The sequence below is a fragment of the Cellulosimicrobium funkei genome, assembly GCF_900155925.1.
Taxonomy (GTDB): domain Bacteria; phylum Actinomycetota; class Actinomycetes; order Actinomycetales; family Cellulomonadaceae; genus Cellulosimicrobium; species Cellulosimicrobium funkei.
In genome coordinates, this window is the sequence record NZ_FTMI01000002.1 from 112410 (window position 1) to 130859 (window position 18450).

The 18450-nt window shown below is 70.9% G+C and carries 16 protein-coding genes; 5 read left to right on the top strand and 11 right to left on the bottom strand.

What is annotated here, in order from left to right:
* Together rpsR and rplI are read left to right on the top strand one after the other, a co-directional pair.
* Positions 1–237, top strand: a complete 237-nt coding sequence (rpsR, locus tag BXA05_RS04795) for a 30S ribosomal protein S18 (protein ID WP_021481584.1) — start codon at positions 1–3, stop codon at positions 235–237.
* 19 nt (positions 238–256) lie between these two features.
* A complete protein-coding gene (gene rplI / locus BXA05_RS04800) occupies positions 257–703 on the top strand; it encodes a 50S ribosomal protein L9 (protein WP_021481585.1) in 447 nt (148 codons plus the stop codon).
* A 99-nt stretch (positions 704–802) separates the two neighbouring features.
* Here rplI and BXA05_RS04805 read toward each other — a convergent pair whose 3' ends face one another.
* A complete protein-coding gene (locus BXA05_RS04805; protein WP_083711485.1) occupies positions 803–2233 on the bottom strand; it encodes an MATE family efflux transporter in 1431 nt (476 codons plus the stop codon).
* Between the two features lie 337 nt (positions 2234–2570).
* Between BXA05_RS04805 and dnaB the strand changes: the two genes are divergently transcribed.
* Entirely contained in the window at positions 2571–5162 is a 2592-nt protein-coding gene (dnaB, locus tag BXA05_RS04810; RefSeq protein WP_076404168.1) for a replicative DNA helicase, read from the top strand.
* A 286-nt stretch (positions 5163–5448) separates the two neighbouring features.
* On the opposite strand, the gene BXA05_RS04815 is transcribed toward dnaB, so the two are convergent.
* Positions 5449–6611 (bottom strand): IS3 family transposase gene (locus BXA05_RS04815; RefSeq protein WP_244550385.1). Its coding sequence is split into 2 segments (ribosomal slippage): positions 5449–6344 and positions 6344–6611, totalling 1164 coding nucleotides; the frame shifts between segments, so codons are not numbered across the junction.
* A gap of 156 nt (positions 6612–6767) precedes the next feature.
* Here BXA05_RS04815 and BXA05_RS04825 point away from each other — a divergent pair.
* Both BXA05_RS04825 and BXA05_RS04835 read left to right on the top strand, forming a co-directional pair.
* Complete coding sequence (locus BXA05_RS04825) at positions 6768–7544, top strand: hypothetical protein (protein WP_143311046.1); 777 nt, start codon at positions 6768–6770, stop codon at positions 7542–7544.
* A 101-nt stretch (positions 7545–7645) separates the two neighbouring features.
* Positions 7646–8805 (top strand): IS3 family transposase gene (locus BXA05_RS04835; RefSeq protein WP_143311047.1). Its coding sequence is split into 2 segments (ribosomal slippage): positions 7646–7924 and positions 7927–8805, totalling 1158 coding nucleotides; the frame shifts between segments, so codons are not numbered across the junction.
* A 661-nt stretch (positions 8806–9466) separates the two neighbouring features.
* Here the strand turns inward: BXA05_RS04835 and BXA05_RS04840 are convergent.
* The 9 genes from BXA05_RS04840 to BXA05_RS04880 form a co-directional block, all read right to left on the bottom strand.
* Positions 9467–10282 carry a CPBP family intramembrane glutamic endopeptidase gene (locus tag BXA05_RS04840; RefSeq protein ID WP_076404173.1) on the bottom strand — a complete coding sequence of 272 codons (816 nt, stop codon included), beginning with the start codon at positions 10280–10282 and terminating at the stop codon, positions 9467–9469.
* 68 nt (positions 10283–10350) lie between these two features.
* Positions 10351–11094 carry a GntR family transcriptional regulator gene (locus BXA05_RS04845; protein WP_083711688.1) on the bottom strand — a complete coding sequence of 248 codons (744 nt, stop codon included), beginning with the start codon at positions 11092–11094 and terminating at the stop codon, positions 10351–10353.
* A gap of 61 nt (positions 11095–11155) precedes the next feature.
* Positions 11156–11848, bottom strand: coding sequence for an urea ABC transporter ATP-binding subunit UrtE (urtE, locus tag BXA05_RS04850; protein ID WP_076404174.1), 693 nt, complete (start codon positions 11846–11848; stop codon positions 11156–11158).
* The gene (urtD, locus tag BXA05_RS04855) at positions 11848–12807 is read right to left on the bottom strand and encodes an urea ABC transporter ATP-binding protein UrtD (RefSeq protein ID WP_083711487.1); all 960 of its coding nucleotides are present in this window, start codon (positions 12805–12807) and stop codon (positions 11848–11850) included. Before urtD ends, urtE begins: the two co-directional genes overlap by 1 nt.
* Positions 12804–14027: an urea ABC transporter permease subunit UrtC gene (gene urtC, locus BXA05_RS04860; RefSeq protein ID WP_076404175.1), complete on the bottom strand. Its 1224-nt coding sequence runs from the start codon at positions 14025–14027 to the stop codon at positions 12804–12806. The genes urtD and urtC overlap by 4 nt, the downstream gene beginning before the upstream one ends.
* Positions 14024–14908: an urea ABC transporter permease subunit UrtB gene (gene urtB, locus BXA05_RS04865; protein ID WP_043653602.1), complete on the bottom strand. Its 885-nt coding sequence runs from the start codon at positions 14906–14908 to the stop codon at positions 14024–14026. The genes urtC and urtB overlap by 4 nt, the downstream gene beginning before the upstream one ends.
* Positions 14909–15154: 246 nt before the next feature.
* Positions 15155–16420: an urea ABC transporter substrate-binding protein gene (gene urtA / locus BXA05_RS04870; RefSeq protein ID WP_076404176.1), complete on the bottom strand. Its 1266-nt coding sequence runs from the start codon at positions 16418–16420 to the stop codon at positions 15155–15157.
* A 198-nt stretch (positions 16421–16618) separates the two neighbouring features.
* Positions 16619–17602: an energy-coupling factor ABC transporter permease gene (locus BXA05_RS04875; protein WP_076404177.1), complete on the bottom strand. Its 984-nt coding sequence runs from the start codon at positions 17600–17602 to the stop codon at positions 16619–16621.
* A gap of 1 nt (position 17603) precedes the next feature.
* Positions 17604–18434, bottom strand: coding sequence for an urease accessory protein UreD (locus tag BXA05_RS04880; protein ID WP_076404178.1), 831 nt, complete (start codon positions 18432–18434; stop codon positions 17604–17606).
* Positions 18435–18450: the final 16 nt, after the last annotated feature.

The following is an 18450-nucleotide window of genomic DNA, read 5'->3' on the forward strand; positions in this document are numbered from 1 at the left end:
ATGGCGAAGCCTGTGGTGCGCAAGCCCAAGAAGAAGTCCAACCCGCTGAAGTCGGCCAAGATCGAGTCGGTCGACTACAAGGACACCGCGCTGCTGCGCAAGTTCATCTCCGACCGCGGCAAGATCCGCGCGCGTCGCGTGACCGGCGTCTCCGTCCAGGAGCAGCGCCAGATCGCCCGTGCGGTGAAGAACGCGCGCGAGATGGCGCTGCTGCCGTACACGTCGACGGCTCGCTGAGCGGGAAGGGAGAGAACTCATGGCCAAGCTGATCCTGACCCACGAGGTCACCGGTCTCGGTGAGCCCGGCGACGTCGTCGAGGTGAAGGACGGGTACGCCCGTAACTTCCTCGTCCCGCGCAAGCTCGCCACGCCGTGGTCCAAGGGCGCCGAGTCGCAGGTGACTGCGATCCGCAAGGCGCGCAAGGCCCGCGAGATCGCGTCGCTCGACGACGCGAAGGCGATCCGCGACTCGCTGCAGGCGAAGCCGGTCGTCGTCGAGGCGAAGGCCGGCGCTGCCGGTCGCCTCTTCGGCGCCGTCACGACGGCGGACATCGCGTCCGCCGTGACGGCCGCCGGTGCGTCGGTCGACAAGCGCAAGATCGAGATCGGTCAGCCGATCAAGGCGACGGGGGACTACACGGTCTCCGTCCGCCTCCACCCGGAGGTCTCCGCGACCCTCGCGGTGAAGGTCGTCGCTGCCTGATCTGCTGCTGAGCAGTCCACGAAGGCCCGGTACCTCCTCGGAGGGGCCGGGCCTTCGTCGCGTCCGGCCCCGGCGTGCTCGGCTGCGCGCGCCGAGCCCTCAGGCGGTGCCGGTGACCATCCAGGCGCTCCCGCGCGCACGGAGCCCGGTGGTGACGGCGCGTGCCGCCATGAAGACCCCCGCGAAGGCGAGCCAGAGCCACGCGAGGCCCGCCGCGCCGTCGGGCGCCCAGTGCCGGACGGCGAGCGCGAACGGCGCGTAGACCACGAGCGTGAGCATGCCCGCCCAGGCGAGGAAGCGGCCGTCCCCGGCGCCGATGAGGACGCCGTCGAGCACGAACACCCACCCCGCCATCGGCAGGAGGACGCCGCACACCGCCATGCCGACGGCGACGGCGGTGCGCACCTCGGGGTCGGACGTGAAGAGGAGCGCGAACCACCAGCCGCCGGCCGCCATGACGACGCCCAGCCCGGCCCCGGCGGCGACGCCCCACTGGAGGGTGCGGCGCAGGACGGCGCGGACGCGGGGGACGTCGTCGGCCCCCAGCCCGTGCCCGACGAGCGCCTGCGCCGCGATGGCGAGCGCGTCGAGCGCGAACGCCGCGAGCCCCCAGACGGAGTTCACGACCTGGTAGCCCGCGAGCGTGACCTCCCCGAGCCCGGTCGCGACGAACACGGTGAGGAGGATCGCGAGGCGGAGCGAGAGCGTGCGGACGAAGAGCGGAGCGCCGGCACGCGCGTTCGCCCAGATCCCGCCCGCGGCGGGCCGCAGCGACGCGCCGTGGCGCCGGGCGCCGCGCACCACGACCACGACGAGCACCGCGCCCATGGTGAGCTGGGCGACGGCCGTCCCGATGCCGGACCCGGCGATCCCGAGCCCTGCCCCGTAGACGAGGACGACGTTGAGGACCGCGTTGAACGTCGCGCCGCCCGCGGCGACCCACAGGGGCGTCCGGGTGTCCTGCATGCCGCGCAGCACGCCGGTGGACGCGAGGACGAGGAGCATCCCGGGGAGGCCGAGCGCGGACCAGCGGAGGTACACCACGGCGTGCTCGGCGACCTCACCCGTGCCGCCCATCGCGCCGACGGCCCACGGTGCCGTCGTCCACAGGACGGCCGCGAGGAGCGCGCCCAGCCCGACGGCGAGCCAGAGGCCGTCGATCCCGGACTGGAGCGCCTCCCGCGTGTGGCCCGCACCGATGCGGCGCGCGACGGCGGCGGTGGTCGCGTAGGCGAGGAAGACGCACAGGCCGACGAGGGTCACGAGGAGGGTCGACGCGAGGGAGAGGCCCGCGAGCTGCGCGGTGCCGAGGTGGCCGACGACGGCGCTGTCGACGAGCACGAACAGCGGCTCGGCCACGAGCGCGCCGAGCGCGGGGACGGCGAGGGCCAGGATCTCGCGGTCGAGCCGGGACCGGGCGCGGCGACCTGTGGACGACGTACCGGGGCCGGACTGCGGCCCGGTGTCGTCGGGGTGGCCGGACGGTGTCCGGCGTGTCGTCGGCGTGTCGCCCGACTTTCTTTCTTCCACACCCCTGAGGGTAGTGATGAGGCTGGTCAGAGGCCGCTCACGGCGATGTACACAGGAAGATCGTGAGGTTGTCCACACCGTTTTCCACCGGGTGTGCACAGTGTGGGGGACTGTGTCCACAGGAACGGGGGTCCCTGTCCACCGGGCGTGCACAGGGCCGTTTGCAGGGCGTCCGGTCGCGATCTAGTGTCGCGGGGTCGTGCCTGTCGGAGGCGGGGGGCGCGGCCACCGGGACAGTCGTGTGGGTGGCCCGCGGTAGAACACGTGTACGACGAAGAGTGGTCCCGGTCGTGCGGTCCCGCAAGGGCCGTTCCAGTCCCGGGGGAGCGAGGGGCGCATGTCGATCGAGGAGCTCGAGGAGAGCTACGGGGGACCGGGGCCGTCGGGGTTCGACCGGACGCCGCCCCAGGACGTCGCCGCCGAGATGAGCGTGCTCGGCGGCATGCTGCTGTCGAAGGACGCCATCGCGGACGTCATCGAGCAGATCCGCGGCTCCGACTTCTACCGCCCGGCGCACGAGATCGTCTACGAGTCGATCATCGACCTCTACGGTCGCGGCGAGCCCGCCGACGCCATCACCGTCGTCGCGGAGCTGACCAAGCGCGGCGAGCTCCAGCGCATCGGCGGCGCGCCCTACATCCACGACCTCATGGCCGGCGTGCCGACCGCCGCCAACGCCGGGTACTACGCGCGCATCGTCCGCGAGCGTGCGGTCCTGCGCCGCCTCGTCGAGGCGGGCACGCGCATCGTGCAGCTCGGCTACGCGACGGACGGCGGCGACGTCGACGAGATCGTCAACAACGCCCAGGCCGAGGTCTACGCCGTCACGGAGCGGCGCACCACGGAGGACTATCTCCCCCTCGCCGAGATCCTCGGGCCCACGTTCGACGAGATCGAGGCCGCCCAGGGGCGCGGCGAGGGCATGACCGGCGTCCCCACCGGCTACTCCGACTTCGACCGGCTCACCAACGGCCTGCACCCCGGCCAGATGATCGTCGTCGCGGCGCGGCCGGCCATCGGCAAGGCCCTCGCGCTCGACACGCCCCTGCCCACGCCGTCGGGCTGGACGACGATGGGCGAGGTCGCGGTCGGCGACCTGCTGGTCTCCGCGGACGGGACGCCCACACGCGTCGTCGCCGCGACCGAGGTCATGGTCGACCGCCCCTGCTACGAGGTCGAGCTCGACGACGGCACCGTGATCGTCGCGGACGCGCAGCACCAGTGGGTGACCTCGACCCGTGCCCAGCGACGCGCGGTGCGCGCCGGCGAGACGCCCGAGTCGTCCGTCCGCACGACCGAGGAGCTCGCAGCCACGGTCCGTTGTGTCACGGCGGACAACCGTGCGAACCACTCGATCGCCACGACGGCACCGCTGGACCTTCCTGAGTCCGACCTCCCGATCCACCCCTACGCGCTCGGGGTCTGGCTGGGCGACGGTAGCTCTCGGCGCGCCGAGTTCACGTCCGCCGACCCCGAGATCGCGATGCGGATCGAAGGGCTGGGCTACGTCGCACAGCCGAAGGGGAAGGCGGAGGGGCGTGCGCGGGCGTACAACATGCTCCTGCCCGAGCCAGAGCCCGTTGTTCGAGCGTGCATCGCGTGCGGCGGTGAGTTCACCCCGAAGCGCGCGACTCTCCTGGCGTGCGGGAAGGCCTGCGCAGCGCGGTCGCGCGGCATGGAGCGGCCTGCGCCTCCGACGTGCCCGGACTGCGGCGAGCCCGGGTGGGGCTTCCGACGGTGCCAGAAGTGCCACGCGACGAACGGCACCATGGGTGGACGGCTCCGCGCGCTCGGAGTCTTGTCGAACAAGCACATCCCCGCGGCGTATCTGCGCGCGAGCGAGACGCAACGACGCGAGCTTCTCGCGGGTCTGCTCGACACGGACGGGACGGTCACGCCGCAGGGAAGCGTCCAGATCTCCCTGACGAGCGAGCGCCTCGCGCTGCAGACGCGAGAGCTGGTCCTGTCCCTGGGATACCGCACGGGGTGGTCGACGAAGGCCGTCCAGGGTCGGACCGAGTCCTCGCCCACGGCGTACACGATCACCTTCACGACCGAGGACGACGTCTTCTGGCTGGAGCGCAAGAGGCTCGTCCACAAGGAGCGCCGTCGCCCTGGGACGGCGCGGCTCACCTCGCGGTTCGTGGTCGACGTCCGACGCGTCGACCCGGTGCCGGTGCGCTGTGTCGAGGTGGACCACCCGTCGCACCTGTACCTCGCGGGACGGTCGATGGTGCCGACGCACAATTCCGTCCTCGGCATCAACGTCGCGACGCACGCCGCGGTGCACCACCAGATGGCAGCCGTCATCTTCTCCCTGGAGATGAGCCGCAACGAGATCACGATGCGTCTGCTCGCCGCCGAGGCGAAGGTGCCGCTCACGCGGATGCGTTCCGGGAAGATGGACGAGCAGGACTGGCAGAAGCTCGCCTCGACGATGGGCAAGGTCGCCGAGGCTCCGCTGTTCATCGACGACTCGCCGAACATGTCGCTCATGGAGATCCGGGCCAAGTGCCGACGGCTCAAGCAGCGGCACGACCTCAAGCTCGTCGTCATCGACTACCTCCAGCTCATGAGCTCCGGCAAGCGCGTCGAGTCGCGCCAGCAGGAGGTCTCGGAGTTCTCGCGTGCGCTCAAGCTGCTCGCGAAGGAGCTCGAGGTTCCTGTCATCGCGATCTCGCAGCTGAACCGTGGTCCGGAACAGCGCGGCGACAAGAAACCGCAGATGAGCGACCTTCGTGAAAGTGGCTCTATCGAGCAGGATGCTGACGTCGTGATCCTTTTGCACCGCGAAGATGCCTACGAAAAAGAATCGCCCCGAGCGGGCGAGGCGGACCTGATCGTCGCTAAGCACAGAAATGGTCCGACCGACACGATCACCGTCGCGTTCCAAGGTCATTACCAACGCTTCGCGGATATGCAGATGTAGCCATGTGTGCTGTCGACGTACAGCCTAGATTGCCGAATACTGCACACATGCTGCATGGGGAGTGCTTTGCCTGAGCCTGGTCCAGTTGTGGTGGGCGTAGCAGTGCAGTGGTCCGGCTCATAGTTGCCCTGCCGTCACACTCCCATCGATGGCGGTATTGAGGTAGTCACGGGCCTGCTGCCATACTCGCTCCGTGCCCCGTAACCCGGTTGTGGGCACCGGCCACGAACCTCGGCTTCGGCTGTGGGGACTGCTGTAGGATCCGTTGACACGGGTTTGGTGGTGATCATGCCGCAAGCGCGGCGTTCTGGGCGGTGAAGGCGAGCTCGTACTCCACGGGGGTGAGTTTGCCGAGGGCGCGCTGGCGTCGGCGCCGGTTGTAGGTGCGTTCGATCCAGAACACGATCGCGTCGTGCAGTTGGTCGCGGGTGGCCCAGCGGCGACGGTTCAGGACGTTCTTTTGCAGCAGTGCGTGCCAGGACTCCATGGCGGCGTTGTCTCCGGCGGAGGCGACCCGTCCCATTGATCCCTGCAGGCAGGCGGCAGCAAGGACGGCCCGGAAGCTGCGCGCTCGAAATTGCGCTCCGCGGTCCGAGTGGACCACCACGACGCCGCTCGGGGCGCGACGGGCGACGGCGGTGCGTAGCGCGGTGACGGCGAGCTGGGCGGTCATGCGCTCGTCGATCGCGTAGCCGACGATGCGGTTGGAGAACAGGTCCTTGATCGCGCAGCAGTAGAGCTTGCCCTCGCCGGTGGGGTGCTCGGTGATGTCGGTGACCCAGACCTGGTCCGGCTCGGCCGCGGTGAAGTTGCGTTGGACGTGGTCGTCGTGGACCGCCGGGCCCGGAATCTTGCCGGTCCCGCGCCTGCCCTTGCGCACGGTCACCGACCACAGCTTCTGCGCCGAGCACAACCGCCAGACCCGCCGCTCGCCGACGTCGTGACCGGCGCGCTCGAGCTCGTCGGCGAGGAACCGGTAGCCGAACTCCGGGTCGTCGCCGTGGGCGTCGATCAACGCGTTGGTCAGGTGAGCGTCTTCCAGGTCGCGGTCGCTGACCGGGTTGGCCGCCCAGGCGTAGTAGGCCTGCCTGGAGTGGCCGAGCACCCCGCAGGTCAGCCGCACGGGGATGCCCTCGGCGGCCAGGTCACGGACTAGCGGGTAGCTCATTTTGGGAGCGATCCAGCGGCGAAGTATGCGCCCGCGCGGCGCAGGATCTCGTTCTCCATCTCCAATCGACGCTTCTCCCGGCGCAGCTGGACCAGCTCGTTCTGCTCACTGGTCGTCTGACCATCGGTGACACCGTCGTCGATGTCGGCCTGGCGCACCCAGCGCCTTACCGACTCCACAGAGATGTCGAAGTCGGACGCGACCTCGGCGTGCGTCAGGTCGCCGCGTCGAGCGACCCGCACGACGTCACGCTTGAACTCAGGTGGGAACTTCTTGGGCACAGCGACATCCTTCCAGCAGGACCTCGTCCCGCAGATGGAGTGTCAACCGATCCTGCAGCAGTCCCGACAGCGTGTGAGACCGCCAGGGCTCCGCTACACCCGACCCGCCATCGAGCCCCTTTACGAGTTTCTACACCGGCGATCTAGGATCGGTGAGTGACCACGAAGCTCGAGCGACCTGTGTCGACCTTTGTCGCTAACAATGCAATGCTCCTGTCTGGGTGCGCGTTGTTAGTGAGTGTGTTGGTGGAACTGCTCCAAGCGGTGCCAGAGATTGCTCCCTTCGGTCACGAGTTCGGAGAAGTTGCCAGAAACTTGGGCTACGGCATTGCTGCAGCCTTCGCCTTCAACTGGATCATGATTGAAGTTCCAGAGAGGCGAGATCGCGAACGGGTTCTGGCCTCTTACTGGTGGTCGCTGAACTATTTAGCAGTGGCAGGTGCGATCTTGCTGGCTAAGTACCGCAACGAGGCGCCGGAGGGGCCATGGGACACGCAGACTGAAGCTGGCATGAAGGGTTTCCTTCGGAACCTTGACCTGATTGAAACCTGGGAGCCCCGATCCGACATCCGCGTCTTGCATGACGGAGTCCGTGGGGTGCAGTCAGACCCTTTTGCGGGAACCGCTGTCCTGCGTGACATTGACGCGCACGGGCGGTTGCTTGAACCATTCCTCCACCGACTGCACCCGGAGGTTTCGGATGCCGTTGCTGCCCTGATTCACCTTCCCGACCGGATCAGTATGGAACCTGTGTTTATGCGCCAGGGTACGCTCGATGCAGAGTTTGGGCGGATCTGGGAGCTTGTTTCGCTGTCTCGCGACGTCCGATCTGCACTGCTCAAGCATGTGCCTAATCGTTCGTTAGTGGTCCCGCAGATCATGGCGGCAACGCCGACGGATACGGTTACACAAGTTCACTCCGACGACCTCTAGACGGTATTCGATGGCCACCGTGGATCTGGCTGGGGTCTGCTGCACGGATAGGTGACACCTGACCTGTGGTGCCTTCGGGTGCTGCTGGAAGGATGTTCCCCGTGCCCAGACCCCACCCGAAGGAATTCCGCGATGATGTCGTGGCGATCGCTCGCCGTGGCGAGGCTCCGGTCAAGCAGATCGCAAAGGACTTCGGTATCTCCGAGTCGTGCCTGCGTAACTGGCTCCACGCCGCCGATGTCGAGGACGGCAACCGGCCGGGCGTGACCGCCTCGGAGTCAGCGGAACTGCGTGAACTGCGTCGGCGTAACCGGCAGCTGGAGCAGGAGGTCGAGGTGCTGCGCCGCGCGGCGGCGTATCTTTCGCAGGCGCATCTGCCGGGAAAATGATCTACCCGCTCGTGAGTGAGCTCGCCGGTGACGGGATCCCCGTCACGGTGACGTGCCGGGTTCTCAAGCTCGCCAGACAGCCCTACTACCGCTGGCTCGCGGCGCCTGTCGGGGCGCGCGAGCTCGAGGAGGCGTATCTCGCGAACGTGTTGTTCGACGCTCACCGCGACGATCCGGAGTTCGGCTACCGGCTGCTCGCGGACGAGGCCTCCCGAGCCGGGCTGGTCGCGTGCGATCGCACCGTGTGGCGCATCTGCGCCGCGAACAGGTGGTGGTCGGTGTTCGGCAAGAAGCGCGCCCGCAGCGCCAAGAAGGCTGGCGCGCCCGCACACGAGGACCTCGTGCTGCGCCAGTTCCGGGCCGATACGCCGAACCGGTTGTGGCTGTGGGACATCACCGAACACCCCACGGCCGAAGGCAAGGTGTATCTGTGCGCGATCAAGGACGTGTATTCCAACCGGATCGTGGGGTACTCGATCAGCGACCGGATGACGTCACGGATCGCGGTCAACGCTCTGGTCAGCGCGGTGCAACGGCGTCGGGACGTGGCCGGGTGCATCGTGCACTCGGATAGGGGCAGCCAATTTCGCTCACGAAAGGTCCGCCGGGTTCTGGACCGCCACGACCTGGTCGGATCGATGGGACAGGTCGCCTCTGCCGGAGACAACGCCGCGATGGAGAGCTTCTTCTCCCTGCTACAGAAGAACGTCCTGAACCGGCGCCGCTGGACCACCCGCGAGGACCTACGCCTGGCGATCATCACCTGGATCAAACGCACCTACCACCGCCGCCGCCGGCAGGCCCGACTCGGACGATTGACCCCCATCGAGTACGAAGCCATCATGACCACTCAGGTCGCACTCGCCGCCTGAGACTCGCTGTCACCTATCCGTGCAGCAGACCCCTGTCGTAAGGGTGCACGCTCTGGGGCTCGCCGCAAATCCTCGTGGGTTGCCGAGCGGCTGCCCGGGCCGTCGCACGCGACGCCGTCTCACACTCGGAACCCACACCACTTAGCCCGCTCAGCGTCTTGCTGGGGACACTAATCCACAGAACCACGGACATCATCGATCATCGGCTGCGCGACGCACGAGCCGCGGAGGTGTTTGTTGCGGCGGCTGTAGTCGCGGGTTGTTTGCAGGGTGTGTTCGAGCACCCAGGGCGCGCAGCCAGCGCGCGACCTACTTTTCGCAACCACGGCGACGCGCCCGGTGCTACGAAAAGTACAGCGGCGTGTCCGCGCAATCTGCGCTGCACGTCGACATGCGCGCTCCACGTCTGTCGAGATTCCGGCTCAGTGGCCATGACATGCCTGGTGAACCCGTAAGCCGCTCCGACGGCTCTCCGTGATCGAAACGCCCTGGAACGTGTGGCAACACCGCTCCGCCTCGTTTCGGTAGAACACAGCCGGGGGCTACCGACAACGAGGGCGCCTCTCGACGCACACCTGCGGGCTCAAGCCGGTGGTACGAGAGAGAGCAGCGATCCGCGGCCGTGGCGTGCTGTCGCTGGGCTGCCTCTCCACAGTGCCACTCAGGGCTCGACGCGCCATCGACGAGTCGTCTGAGCCCTCCGGGAGAGCGTCACCGACACGAGGGCAAGGATCACCACCCCCGCGTTGGCGGCGAGGGTGCCCGCCCAGGTCGTCGGCGGGATGCCGAGGGTGAAGCTGGCGGCGTTGAACGCCGTGTGGGTGAGGATGCACAGGAGCACCCCGTTCGTGCCCGCCACCCGGAAGATCGCGCCGTAGAGGAAGCGGAACGCCATGACCTGGACCGCGAACATCCAGAAGTCGATCTGACCAGACTCGTGGTTCGTGCCGGGGATGAAGAAGAGGGGCACGTGCCAGAGGAGCCAGATGATCCCGACCACCAGCGAGGACGGGACGAACCCCCACCGCCGATCGAGCCCGGGTTGCAGCGCGGTCATCCAGCCGGCCTCCTCCATGCCGCCGATGACGAGGTTGCCCGGCAGGGACAGGAAGAACATGAACCACGGGAGCGCGTGCGCTGACGGCCCGGAGACCAGCAGGTGGAGCGCGAAGTACAGCGCGAGCGCGGAGAGGGCGAGCAGAAACCCCGCGGGACGGCCACGGACGGCGAAGACGAGCCGCAGCCACTCCCGGAGGCCTGAGACCCTCCGGTTCGCTCGCAGGACGACGTAGGAGGCGATCGCGGGCGAGAGGATGTAGAGCGCGAACGGCACGTTCGCCAGGAGCTCGGGAACCGTGGTGACGACGTTGTGCACCTCGTAGCCGGAGCGGGCCGCCACGATCAGACCGCCGGAGAGCCCGTAGGCGATGAGGAACGTGAGCGTCACGAACTGGCGAGCGATCCGTGCGTCCGTCACCCCGCAACGATAGGGCCGGCACCGAAGGCGGACGCCGCTCGTCCAGGAGCGCGGGTCGTCGTCCGCCGTCAGCCCGCGACCGCCATGCGCGCGAGCGCCTGGGCGGCGCGCTCCGTGACGACGGCGAGCGACGCGCCGACGTGGTGGTGCAGGGCGGTGCGGGCCTCGGGGAGCCGGTCGGCGAGCACGAGCTCGAGGATCCGGACGTGCTCGTCGACGGTGCTGCGCACGCGCTCGTCCTCGACGAAGTCGTACCGCCGCACGGCGCGGACCTTCTCGTTGACCTCGACGAGCGCCTGCGTCATCCGCTCGTTCCCGGCCGCGCGGGACAGCGCCGTGTGGAATTGCTCGTCGAGCAGCACGAAGCCGGGGTCCGGCCGGGGAGGTGCGGCGCGGAGCTCGACCCACCGCGCGAGCTCGGCGCGCAGCACGTCCGTGTCGTGGCGCAGCCCCGGGTTCTCGATGACGCGGTCGAGGCCTCGGAGCTCGAGGGTCGCGCGCAGCTCGTCGAGGTCGCGCAGCTCGGCAAGGCTCGGCACGACGACGGCGTACCCGAAGTCGGTGCGCTCGACGAGGCCGTCGGACAGCAGGCGGGACAGCGCCTCGCGCACGGGGGTGCGCGACACGCCGAACCGTCGGCCGAGCTTGGGCTCGGTGAGCCGTTCACGGGGGTCGACGCGCCCGTCGAGGATCTCGCCCCGCAGGCGTGCGTACACGGCGTCACGCAGCGAGGTGGTGGCCCGTTCCGACGCGGTGACGACGTCCGTGCGGGCGCCCGGGTCGTCGGCCCGGGCCCCGGCCCGTGCTCTCACCGTCCGCACGCGCCGTGCCGTCCGTCGCCGGTGGCCACCCACTGCCCCGCGAGCACGGTGCCTACACCGCCATCGCCGCGCGCACGCTGTGCTCGGCGGCCTCGCCGCCCGCGCCGCGGCTCGTCACGCGCCCGGACTGCAGGACGACGTAGTCGCGTGCCGCGCCGAGCGCGAACCCGACGTGCTGCTCGACGAGCAGCACGGACAGCCCGCCCGCGTCGGTGAGCGTGAGGATCGCGTCCTCGATCTCCGTGACGACGGACGGCTGGATGCCCTCGGTGGGCTCGTCGAGCACGAGCACGCGCGGGCCGGTGAGGAGGGCGCGCGCGATGGCGAGCTGCTGGCGCTGCCCGCCGGACAGGAGCCCCGCCCGCCGGCCGAGCAGCCCGCGCAGGGCGGGGAACAGGTCGAGCGCCTCGTCGAGGCGGCGCGGCCCCTCGCGCGACGTGTCGGCGACGAGCTGGAGGTTCTCCCGCGCCGTGAGGTCGCCGAACGACTGCTGCCCCTGCGGCACGTACGCGAGACCGCGCCGCACGCGCTGGTGGGTCGGGAGGCGGGTGAGGTCCTCGCCGTCGAGCACGACGCTCCCCGACCGGGCCTTGAGCAGCCCGAGCGCGGTGCGCAGGAGCGTCGTCTTGCCGGCGCCGTTGTGCCCGAGCACGGCGGCGACGCCCCCGGCGGGCACGGTGAGGTCGACGCCGTGGAGCACCATGGTCCGGCCGTAGCCGGCGTGCAGGCCCGTGAGCTCGAGCATCACGCCTCCTTCTCGTCGGTCGTCGGGGCCGACGACGTCGGCGCCGCACCCCGTCGTCGGGCACCGCGGGTCGCGCCCGCGCTGCCGAGGTAGACCTCCTGCACGCGCGGGTCGGCCTGGACCTCGGCGTAGGTGCCCTCGGCGAGCACCTGCCCGAGGTGCAGCACGGTCACCGAGGACGCGAACGCCCGCAGGAACTCCATGTCGTGCTCGACGACCACGACGGTCCGCTGGGCGCCGATGCGTCGCAGCAGCTCTCCGGTCTGCTCGCGCTCGGCCTGGCTCATGCCGGCGACGGGCTCGTCGAGGAGCAGCAGCCGCGCGTCCTGGACGAGCAGCATGCCGATCTCGAGCCACTGCTTCTGCCCGTGCGCGAGGATCCCCGCCTGGACGTCGCGCAGGTGGGCGAGCCCGACGGTCTCCAGCGCCTGCTCGACGGCCGCGGGGGTCGAGGACCGGCGGCGCAGCAGCGTGAGCGGGCCCCGGCCGGCGCCGGCAGCGATGTCGAGGTTCTGCAGCACGCTCAGCTCCTCGAAGACGCTCGCGGTCTGGAACGTGCGCCCGACGCCCGCCCGCGCGATGCGGTGCGTCTTCTTCCCGAGGAGCTCGACGCCCCCGAACTGCACCGATCCGGACGCCGTGGCGAGACCGGTGATCGCGTCGACGATCGTCGTCTTGCCCGCGCCGTTGGGCCCGATGAGGAAGCGCAGGTCGCCCGCGGTGACGGTGAGGTCGACGCCCTGGACGGCGACGAACCCGTCGAACTCGACGCGCAGCCCCCGGACCTGGAGGTAGTCGTGGCGAAAGCGCGAGTCGTCGACGCCGAGGACGGCCTGCGCGGCCTCCAGGTCGAGGCCGTCGCCCGCGACGCCGGTCTCGAGGACGGCGGCGCCGAGCGCCTCCAGGTCGGTAGCCGCGTTCGCCGCGTCCGCGGCGGGCTCGGTGGGTCGGGTGGTCATGCGGTCCTCCCGGTGGTCGCGGGGTCGTGGTCGACGGCGGTCGTCCCCGCGGTGGCCGACCCGCCCGCGGTGGTGCCGCCGCCCGGGCGAGCGTCCTCCGAGGCGGCGTCGCCGGCCGGGGTGGGGCCGCCGTCGGGCACGGGGGTGGCGCGCGACCGGCGCCGTCGCGTGAACAGCTCGGCGAGGCCGCCGGGCAGGAACGCGACGACGAGGATGAACAGCGCGCCCTGCGCGTAGATCCAGCCGGACGGGAACGTCTCGGACAGGCTCGTCTGCGCCCAGCTCACGGCGACGGACCCGAGCACCGGCCCGAGCAGGGTGGCCCGGCCGCCGATCGCGACCCCGATGAGGAAGCCGATCGACGGCACGACCCCCACGTCGGCGGGCGAGACGATCCCGACGATCGGCACGAACAGCGCACCGCCCACGGCGGCCATGAAGGCGGCGACCGCGTACGCGACGACCTTGACCTTCGCGGGGTCGTAGCCGAGGAACCGCACGCGGTTCTCCTGGTCGCGCACGGCGACGAGCAGCTCGCCGAAGCGCGACACCATGAGCTGGCGCGCGACCGCGACCATGACGAGGAGGGCGCCGGCGGCGAGGAAGAAGAGCATCCGCTTGTTCACAGGGTCGGCGAGGTCGTACCCGAAGAACGAGCGGAACCCGTTGAGGCCGTTGGTGCCGCCCGTCGTCGCCTGCTGGCCGACGAGGAGGATCGCGAACGCGGCGGCGAGCGCCTGCGAGAGGATCGCGAAGTACGCGCCCCGCACGCGTCGCGTGAAGACGGCGAACCCGAGCAGCGCGGCGAGGCCCGCGGGTACGACCACGATGGCGAGGATCGTCACGACGGGCGACCGGAACGGCTCCCACCAGCCCGGGACCTCGCCCGAGCCGTAGAGCATCATGAAGTCCGGGACGCCGTCCGGCCCGGCGTCCGCGAGCTTGAGGTGCATCGCCATGAGGTACGCGCCGAGGCCGAAGAACACGCCCTGGCCGAGCGTGAGCATCCCGCCGCGGCCCCACGCGAGCCCGATGCCGACGGCGACCATGGCGAGGCACAGGAACTTCCCGAGCAGGCCGAGCCGGAACGTGGACAGCGTCGCGGGCGCGACGGCGAACAGCAGGACCGCGGCGACGGCGAACCCGACGACCACGCGGGCGCGCGACGAGCGGTACAGGGCGGCGAGCCGCGACGGCCTGCCTGTCGTGACGGCGGTCATGCGAGGCTCCTCGTCCGGACCGACACGAGGCCCTGGGGTCGCACTTGGAGGAAGACGACGATGACGACGAACACGAGCACCTTGGCGATGCTCGCGGTCGTCGAGTACTCGAAGGTGGCCTGGAGCAGCCCGAGCGCGAACGCCGCGACGACCGTGCCCTTGATCTGCCCGATGCCGCCCGCCACGACGACGAGGAACGCGTCGACGACGTAGCTCGTCCCGAGCGTGGGCCCGATGGACCCGAGCAGGGTGAGCGCGACGCCCGCGATCCCCGCGAGGCCCGAGCCGACGAAGAACGTGAGGCGGTCGGTCGCGCGGGTGGAGACCCCGCTCGCCTCGGCGAGGTCCCGGTTCTGCACGACGGCGCGGATCCGCCGCCCGAGCGGCGTCACCTTGAGCACGACGGCCAGCGCGACGACCGCGACGACGGCGAGCGCCAGGATGAACACGCGCGTCCTCGGGACGGCGAGGCCGAACAGGTCGACGGCGCCGCTCAGCCAGGCTGGGGCACGCACGTCGACGTTGGGGGCGCCGAACACGTCGCGCGCGACCTGCTGGAGCACGAGCGCGACGCCCCAGGTCACGAGCAGGGTGTCGAGCGGCCGCTTGTACATGCGGTGGATGAGCGTCGCCTCGAGCAGCAGGCCCAGCAGCCCGCCGACGAGGAACCCGAGCGGCAGCGACACGAGGAGCGAGAGCCCGGCGTTCCCGACGACCCCCTGCACGACGAACGCCGTGTAGGCGCCCGCCATCATGAACTCGCCGTGCGCCATGTTGATGACGCCCATCTGACCGAACGTGAGCGCCAGCCCGAGGGCGGCGAGGAGCAGGACCGAGCCGAGGCTCAGGCCCGCGAAGAGCTGCGAGAACAGCACGTCCATGGGCGTTCGTGCCTTCCGGTGGGTGCGGAGGAGGACGGGTGACGTGACCGCCGAGGTGGGGGGCGGGGGTGCGCGTGCCGGGTCGTGGCGGGTCTGGCCGAGGGAGACTCCGTAGTGAGCTTGCGAACGGAGGAGGATCCCGACCGAGAACACGGGAGCCCGCGAGGAACGAGCGGGCGGATGATAGACCCGGCACGCGCACCCCCGGTCCCCGCCGGACTCAGCGGGTCGGGAGCGGCGGAGTCGTCAGGAGAGGCCCTCGGCCCAGTCGTATCCCTCGAGGTACGGGTCGGGCTCGATCGGCTCGCCCGAGCTCCACTCGGTGTAGATGAGGCCGTCGGGGCCGATCTTGCCGATCAGGGCGGTCTTCGCGACGTGGTGGTTGTCGCCGTTCACGGTGACGGACCCCTCCGGCGCGTCGAAGGTCACGCCGTCGGCGGCCTCCTGGACGTCGGCGACGTCGAACGACTCGGCCTTCTCGACCATGCCCTTCCACAGGTAGAGCGACGTGTACGCGGCCTCCATCGGGTCCGACGTCACGCGGTCGGCGCCGTACTTCGCCTGGAACGCCTCGACGAACGTGGTGTTCTCCGGGCTGTCGATGGTCTGGTAGTAGTTCCAGGCCGTGAGCTGGCCCTCGACGTTCTCGATGCCGACGCCGCCGACCTCCTCCTCGGCGATCGACACCGACACGACGGGCATCGTGTCCGGGCCGAGCCCGGCGTTCTTGTACTCCTTGAAGAACGCGACGTTGGAGTCGCCGTTGAGCGTGTTGAACACGGCGTCGGCCCCGGCGGACCTCACCTTGTTGACGATCGTGGAGAAGTCGGTGTGGCCGAGGGGCGCGTACTCCTCGCCGAGGACCTCGATGCCGTGGGCCTCCGCGTAGGCGTTGATGATCTTGTTCGCGGTGCGGGGGAAGACGTAGTCGGAGCCGACGAGGAAGATCGACGTGACGCCCTGCTCCTTGAGGTAGTCGAGCGCGGGGACGATCTGCTGGTTCGTCGTCGCGCCGGTGTAGAAGATGTTCGGCGACGACTCGAGGCCCTCGTACTGGACGGGGTAGAACAGCAGGGAGTCCTGCGCCTCGAAGACGGGGAGCATCGCCTTGCGCGACGCGGAGGTCCAGCCGCCGAACACCGCGGCGACGCAGTCGCTCGTGATGAGCTTCTCCGCCTTCTCCGCGAAGACGGTGGGCTCGGACTGGCCGTCCTCCTGGACGATCTCGAGCTGCTTGCCGAGCACGCCGCCGTCGGCGTTGATCTCCTCCGCCGCGAGGGCGAGCGAGTCCGCGACGGTCTGCTCGGAGATCGCCATCGTGCCCGAGAGCGAGTTGAGAAAGCCGATCTTGACGGTGTCGCCGGAGGTGTCGACGCAGCTCTCGGCGGCGCTGGTCGTGGAGCCCCCGCCCTCGCCGGCCTCCGTCCTCGCGCCGCACGCGGTGAGCGTGAGCGCGAGCGCGACGAGGGCGGCGGCCGGGGCGAGACGGGTCGTGGCGCGTGAAGGTGTCACGAGGGTCCTTTCAGCGGGTTCTCACAGCGGGGTTCTCGGCGGGTGCCGACAGCTGCCGGACGGGCGGCCGCTCCTCGCGGGCTCCGGGTACGGGCGCGTATACGGCCGTGCGCCCTGCGCGGTGCCCACGGTCGTCGACGCTAGTGACGGCGTGTTTCGGGCGTTCTGCCCGGGTTGTTAACGGGGCGTGTCAGGCAGTCACGATCCGGTCACGCCGGCCCGGGCGGTGCGACGGCCGGCGGCGCGCAGGCCCGCGCCCAGCACGCCGACGGTCAGCGCCACGACGAGCGCGACGCCGACGAGCCCTGCGACGCCGACGAAGATCCCGCCGACCTCGCCGTAGTCCGCGAGGGGTGCGCCCGCGAACGCGTGGTCGCGTGCGGCGTCGGCGAACCCGACCGACTCGGCGGTCGCCTCGAGCCCGTCGGGCGTCGCCGCGGCGAACGACGACACGACGACGGCGGCGAGCAGCGCCCCGGTGCCGAGGGCGAGGACGGCGCGCCGCACCGCGGCGAGGGGGGCGGACGGCGCGAGCGCGGGGGCCCGGCGGTCCTCGACGGCCGCGACGCCCGGCGCGACGGCGAGCACGAGGCCGACGACGCCGGCGGTGATGAGCGCCTCGCCGAGCCCGACGAGGAGGTGCACGCCGAGCATCTGGCCGACGAGCTCGCCGACCGGGACCGGCACGGTCCCGCCGACGGCGAAGAGGCCTGCGAACACCGCGGCGGACACCGGGACGCTCACGAGCGCGCCGGCGCCGGCGGCGGCCGCGGCGCCCCGGCCGCGCGTCGCGCGGAGCACCCCGCGCGTCACCGCCCAGCCGACGAGCGTCCCGACGACGGCCATGAGGAGCACGTTCGTGCCCAGGGCGGTGAGCCCGCCGTCGGCGAACACGAGCGCCTGCACGAGCAGCACGGCGGTCACGGACAGCACGCCGAGCCACGGCCCGACGAGCGCCGCCGCGAGCGCCCCGCCCATGAGGTGCCCGCTCGTGCCGGCGGCGACGGGGTAGTTGAGCATCTGCACGGCGAAGACGAACCCGGTCGTCGCGGCCGTGAGCGCGACGCGCCGGGGGGTGAGGTCCTCGCGTGCCCGGTACGCGGCGTACCCGACGGCGGCGAGGGACACGACGGCGGTGGTCGCCGACGTGGGGTCGTCGAGGAAGTGGTCGGGGACGTGCATGTCAGGCTCCTGTCGTCAGCAGTGCGGTGCGGTGGTCGGGGAGGCCGAGGTCGGGGAGGCCGCGCGTGGCGCGCACGGCCGCCGCCCAGGCGGTGACGACGCCCTCGGTGCCGGCGTCGTGGGTGCTCGCCCCCAGGTGGCGGACGACGGCGCCCGGACCGTCGAGGTCGAGCCGCAGGGGGCCGGACGGGCCGGCGGCGTGCGCCGCGGGCGGCCGGGCGCCCAGGCACAGCACCGAGTCGACGACGCGGGCGTCGCCGAGGATCCCGGGCAGCGCCCGGTCGTCGCCGAGGTCGAGGTCCTCGACGAAGAGCTCGCGCGCCTGCCGGGGCGTGCTCCCTGCATCTGGTGACTCCCGCGGGGCCCCGGTCTCGTCGGTGGCCCGGGTGCGCGAGCGCAGGCGCCCGCCCCGCTCGCCGGTCCGGCCGAGCACGAGCGTCTCGCGGAGCAGCGCGACGGCGCTCCTGCCGAGGCGCACGTCGGTGCGCCGGTCGACGTCGGCCCCGTCCGCGACGACGAACGGCAGCGCGTCCCAGACGAGGAGGCCGTCGTCGTCGACCCGGACGGCGACGTCCCAGGACGCGGACCGGCCGCGCCCGGCGTACGCGACGGTGCCCGACACCTCGACGAGCTCGACCTCGACGCCGCGCCCGACGTGCACCTCGACCCGGACGCGGTCGCCGCCCAGGAGCAGCGCGCGCGTCGCGACGAGCGCGACGCGCACCCTCGTGGGGCTCGCGGACAGCACGCGCGGGCTCAGCGCGCCGGGGCGCAGGTCGCAGCGCACGCGGCCGCCCTCGCGGTACGCCCCGACGCGCGTCACGTCGTCCACGTGCGGCCCGTCGCCC

Excerpts from the sequence above, each read along its gene's own strand:
- urtE (WP_076404174.1), bottom strand. The coding sequence starts at position 11,848 with ATGCTCGAGCTCACGGGCCTGCACGCCGGCTACGGCCGGACCATGGTG.
- rpsR (WP_021481584.1), top strand. The coding sequence starts at position 1 with ATGGCGAAGCCTGTGGTGCGCAAGCCCAAGAAGAAGTCCAACCCGCTG.
- BXA05_RS04875 (WP_076404177.1), bottom strand. The coding sequence starts at position 17,602 with ATGCACGTCCCCGACCACTTCCTCGACGACCCCACGTCGGCGACCACC.
- urtD (WP_083711487.1), bottom strand. The coding sequence starts at position 12,807 with ATGACCACCCGACCCACCGAGCCCGCCGCGGACGCGGCGAACGCGGCT.
- dnaB (WP_076404168.1), top strand. The coding sequence starts at position 2,571 with ATGTCGATCGAGGAGCTCGAGGAGAGCTACGGGGGACCGGGGCCGTCG.
- urtB (WP_043653602.1), bottom strand. The coding sequence starts at position 14,908 with ATGGACGTGCTGTTCTCGCAGCTCTTCGCGGGCCTGAGCCTCGGCTCG.
- urtC (WP_076404175.1), bottom strand. The coding sequence starts at position 14,027 with ATGACCGCCGTCACGACAGGCAGGCCGTCGCGGCTCGCCGCCCTGTAC.
- rplI (WP_021481585.1), top strand. The coding sequence starts at position 257 with ATGGCCAAGCTGATCCTGACCCACGAGGTCACCGGTCTCGGTGAGCCC.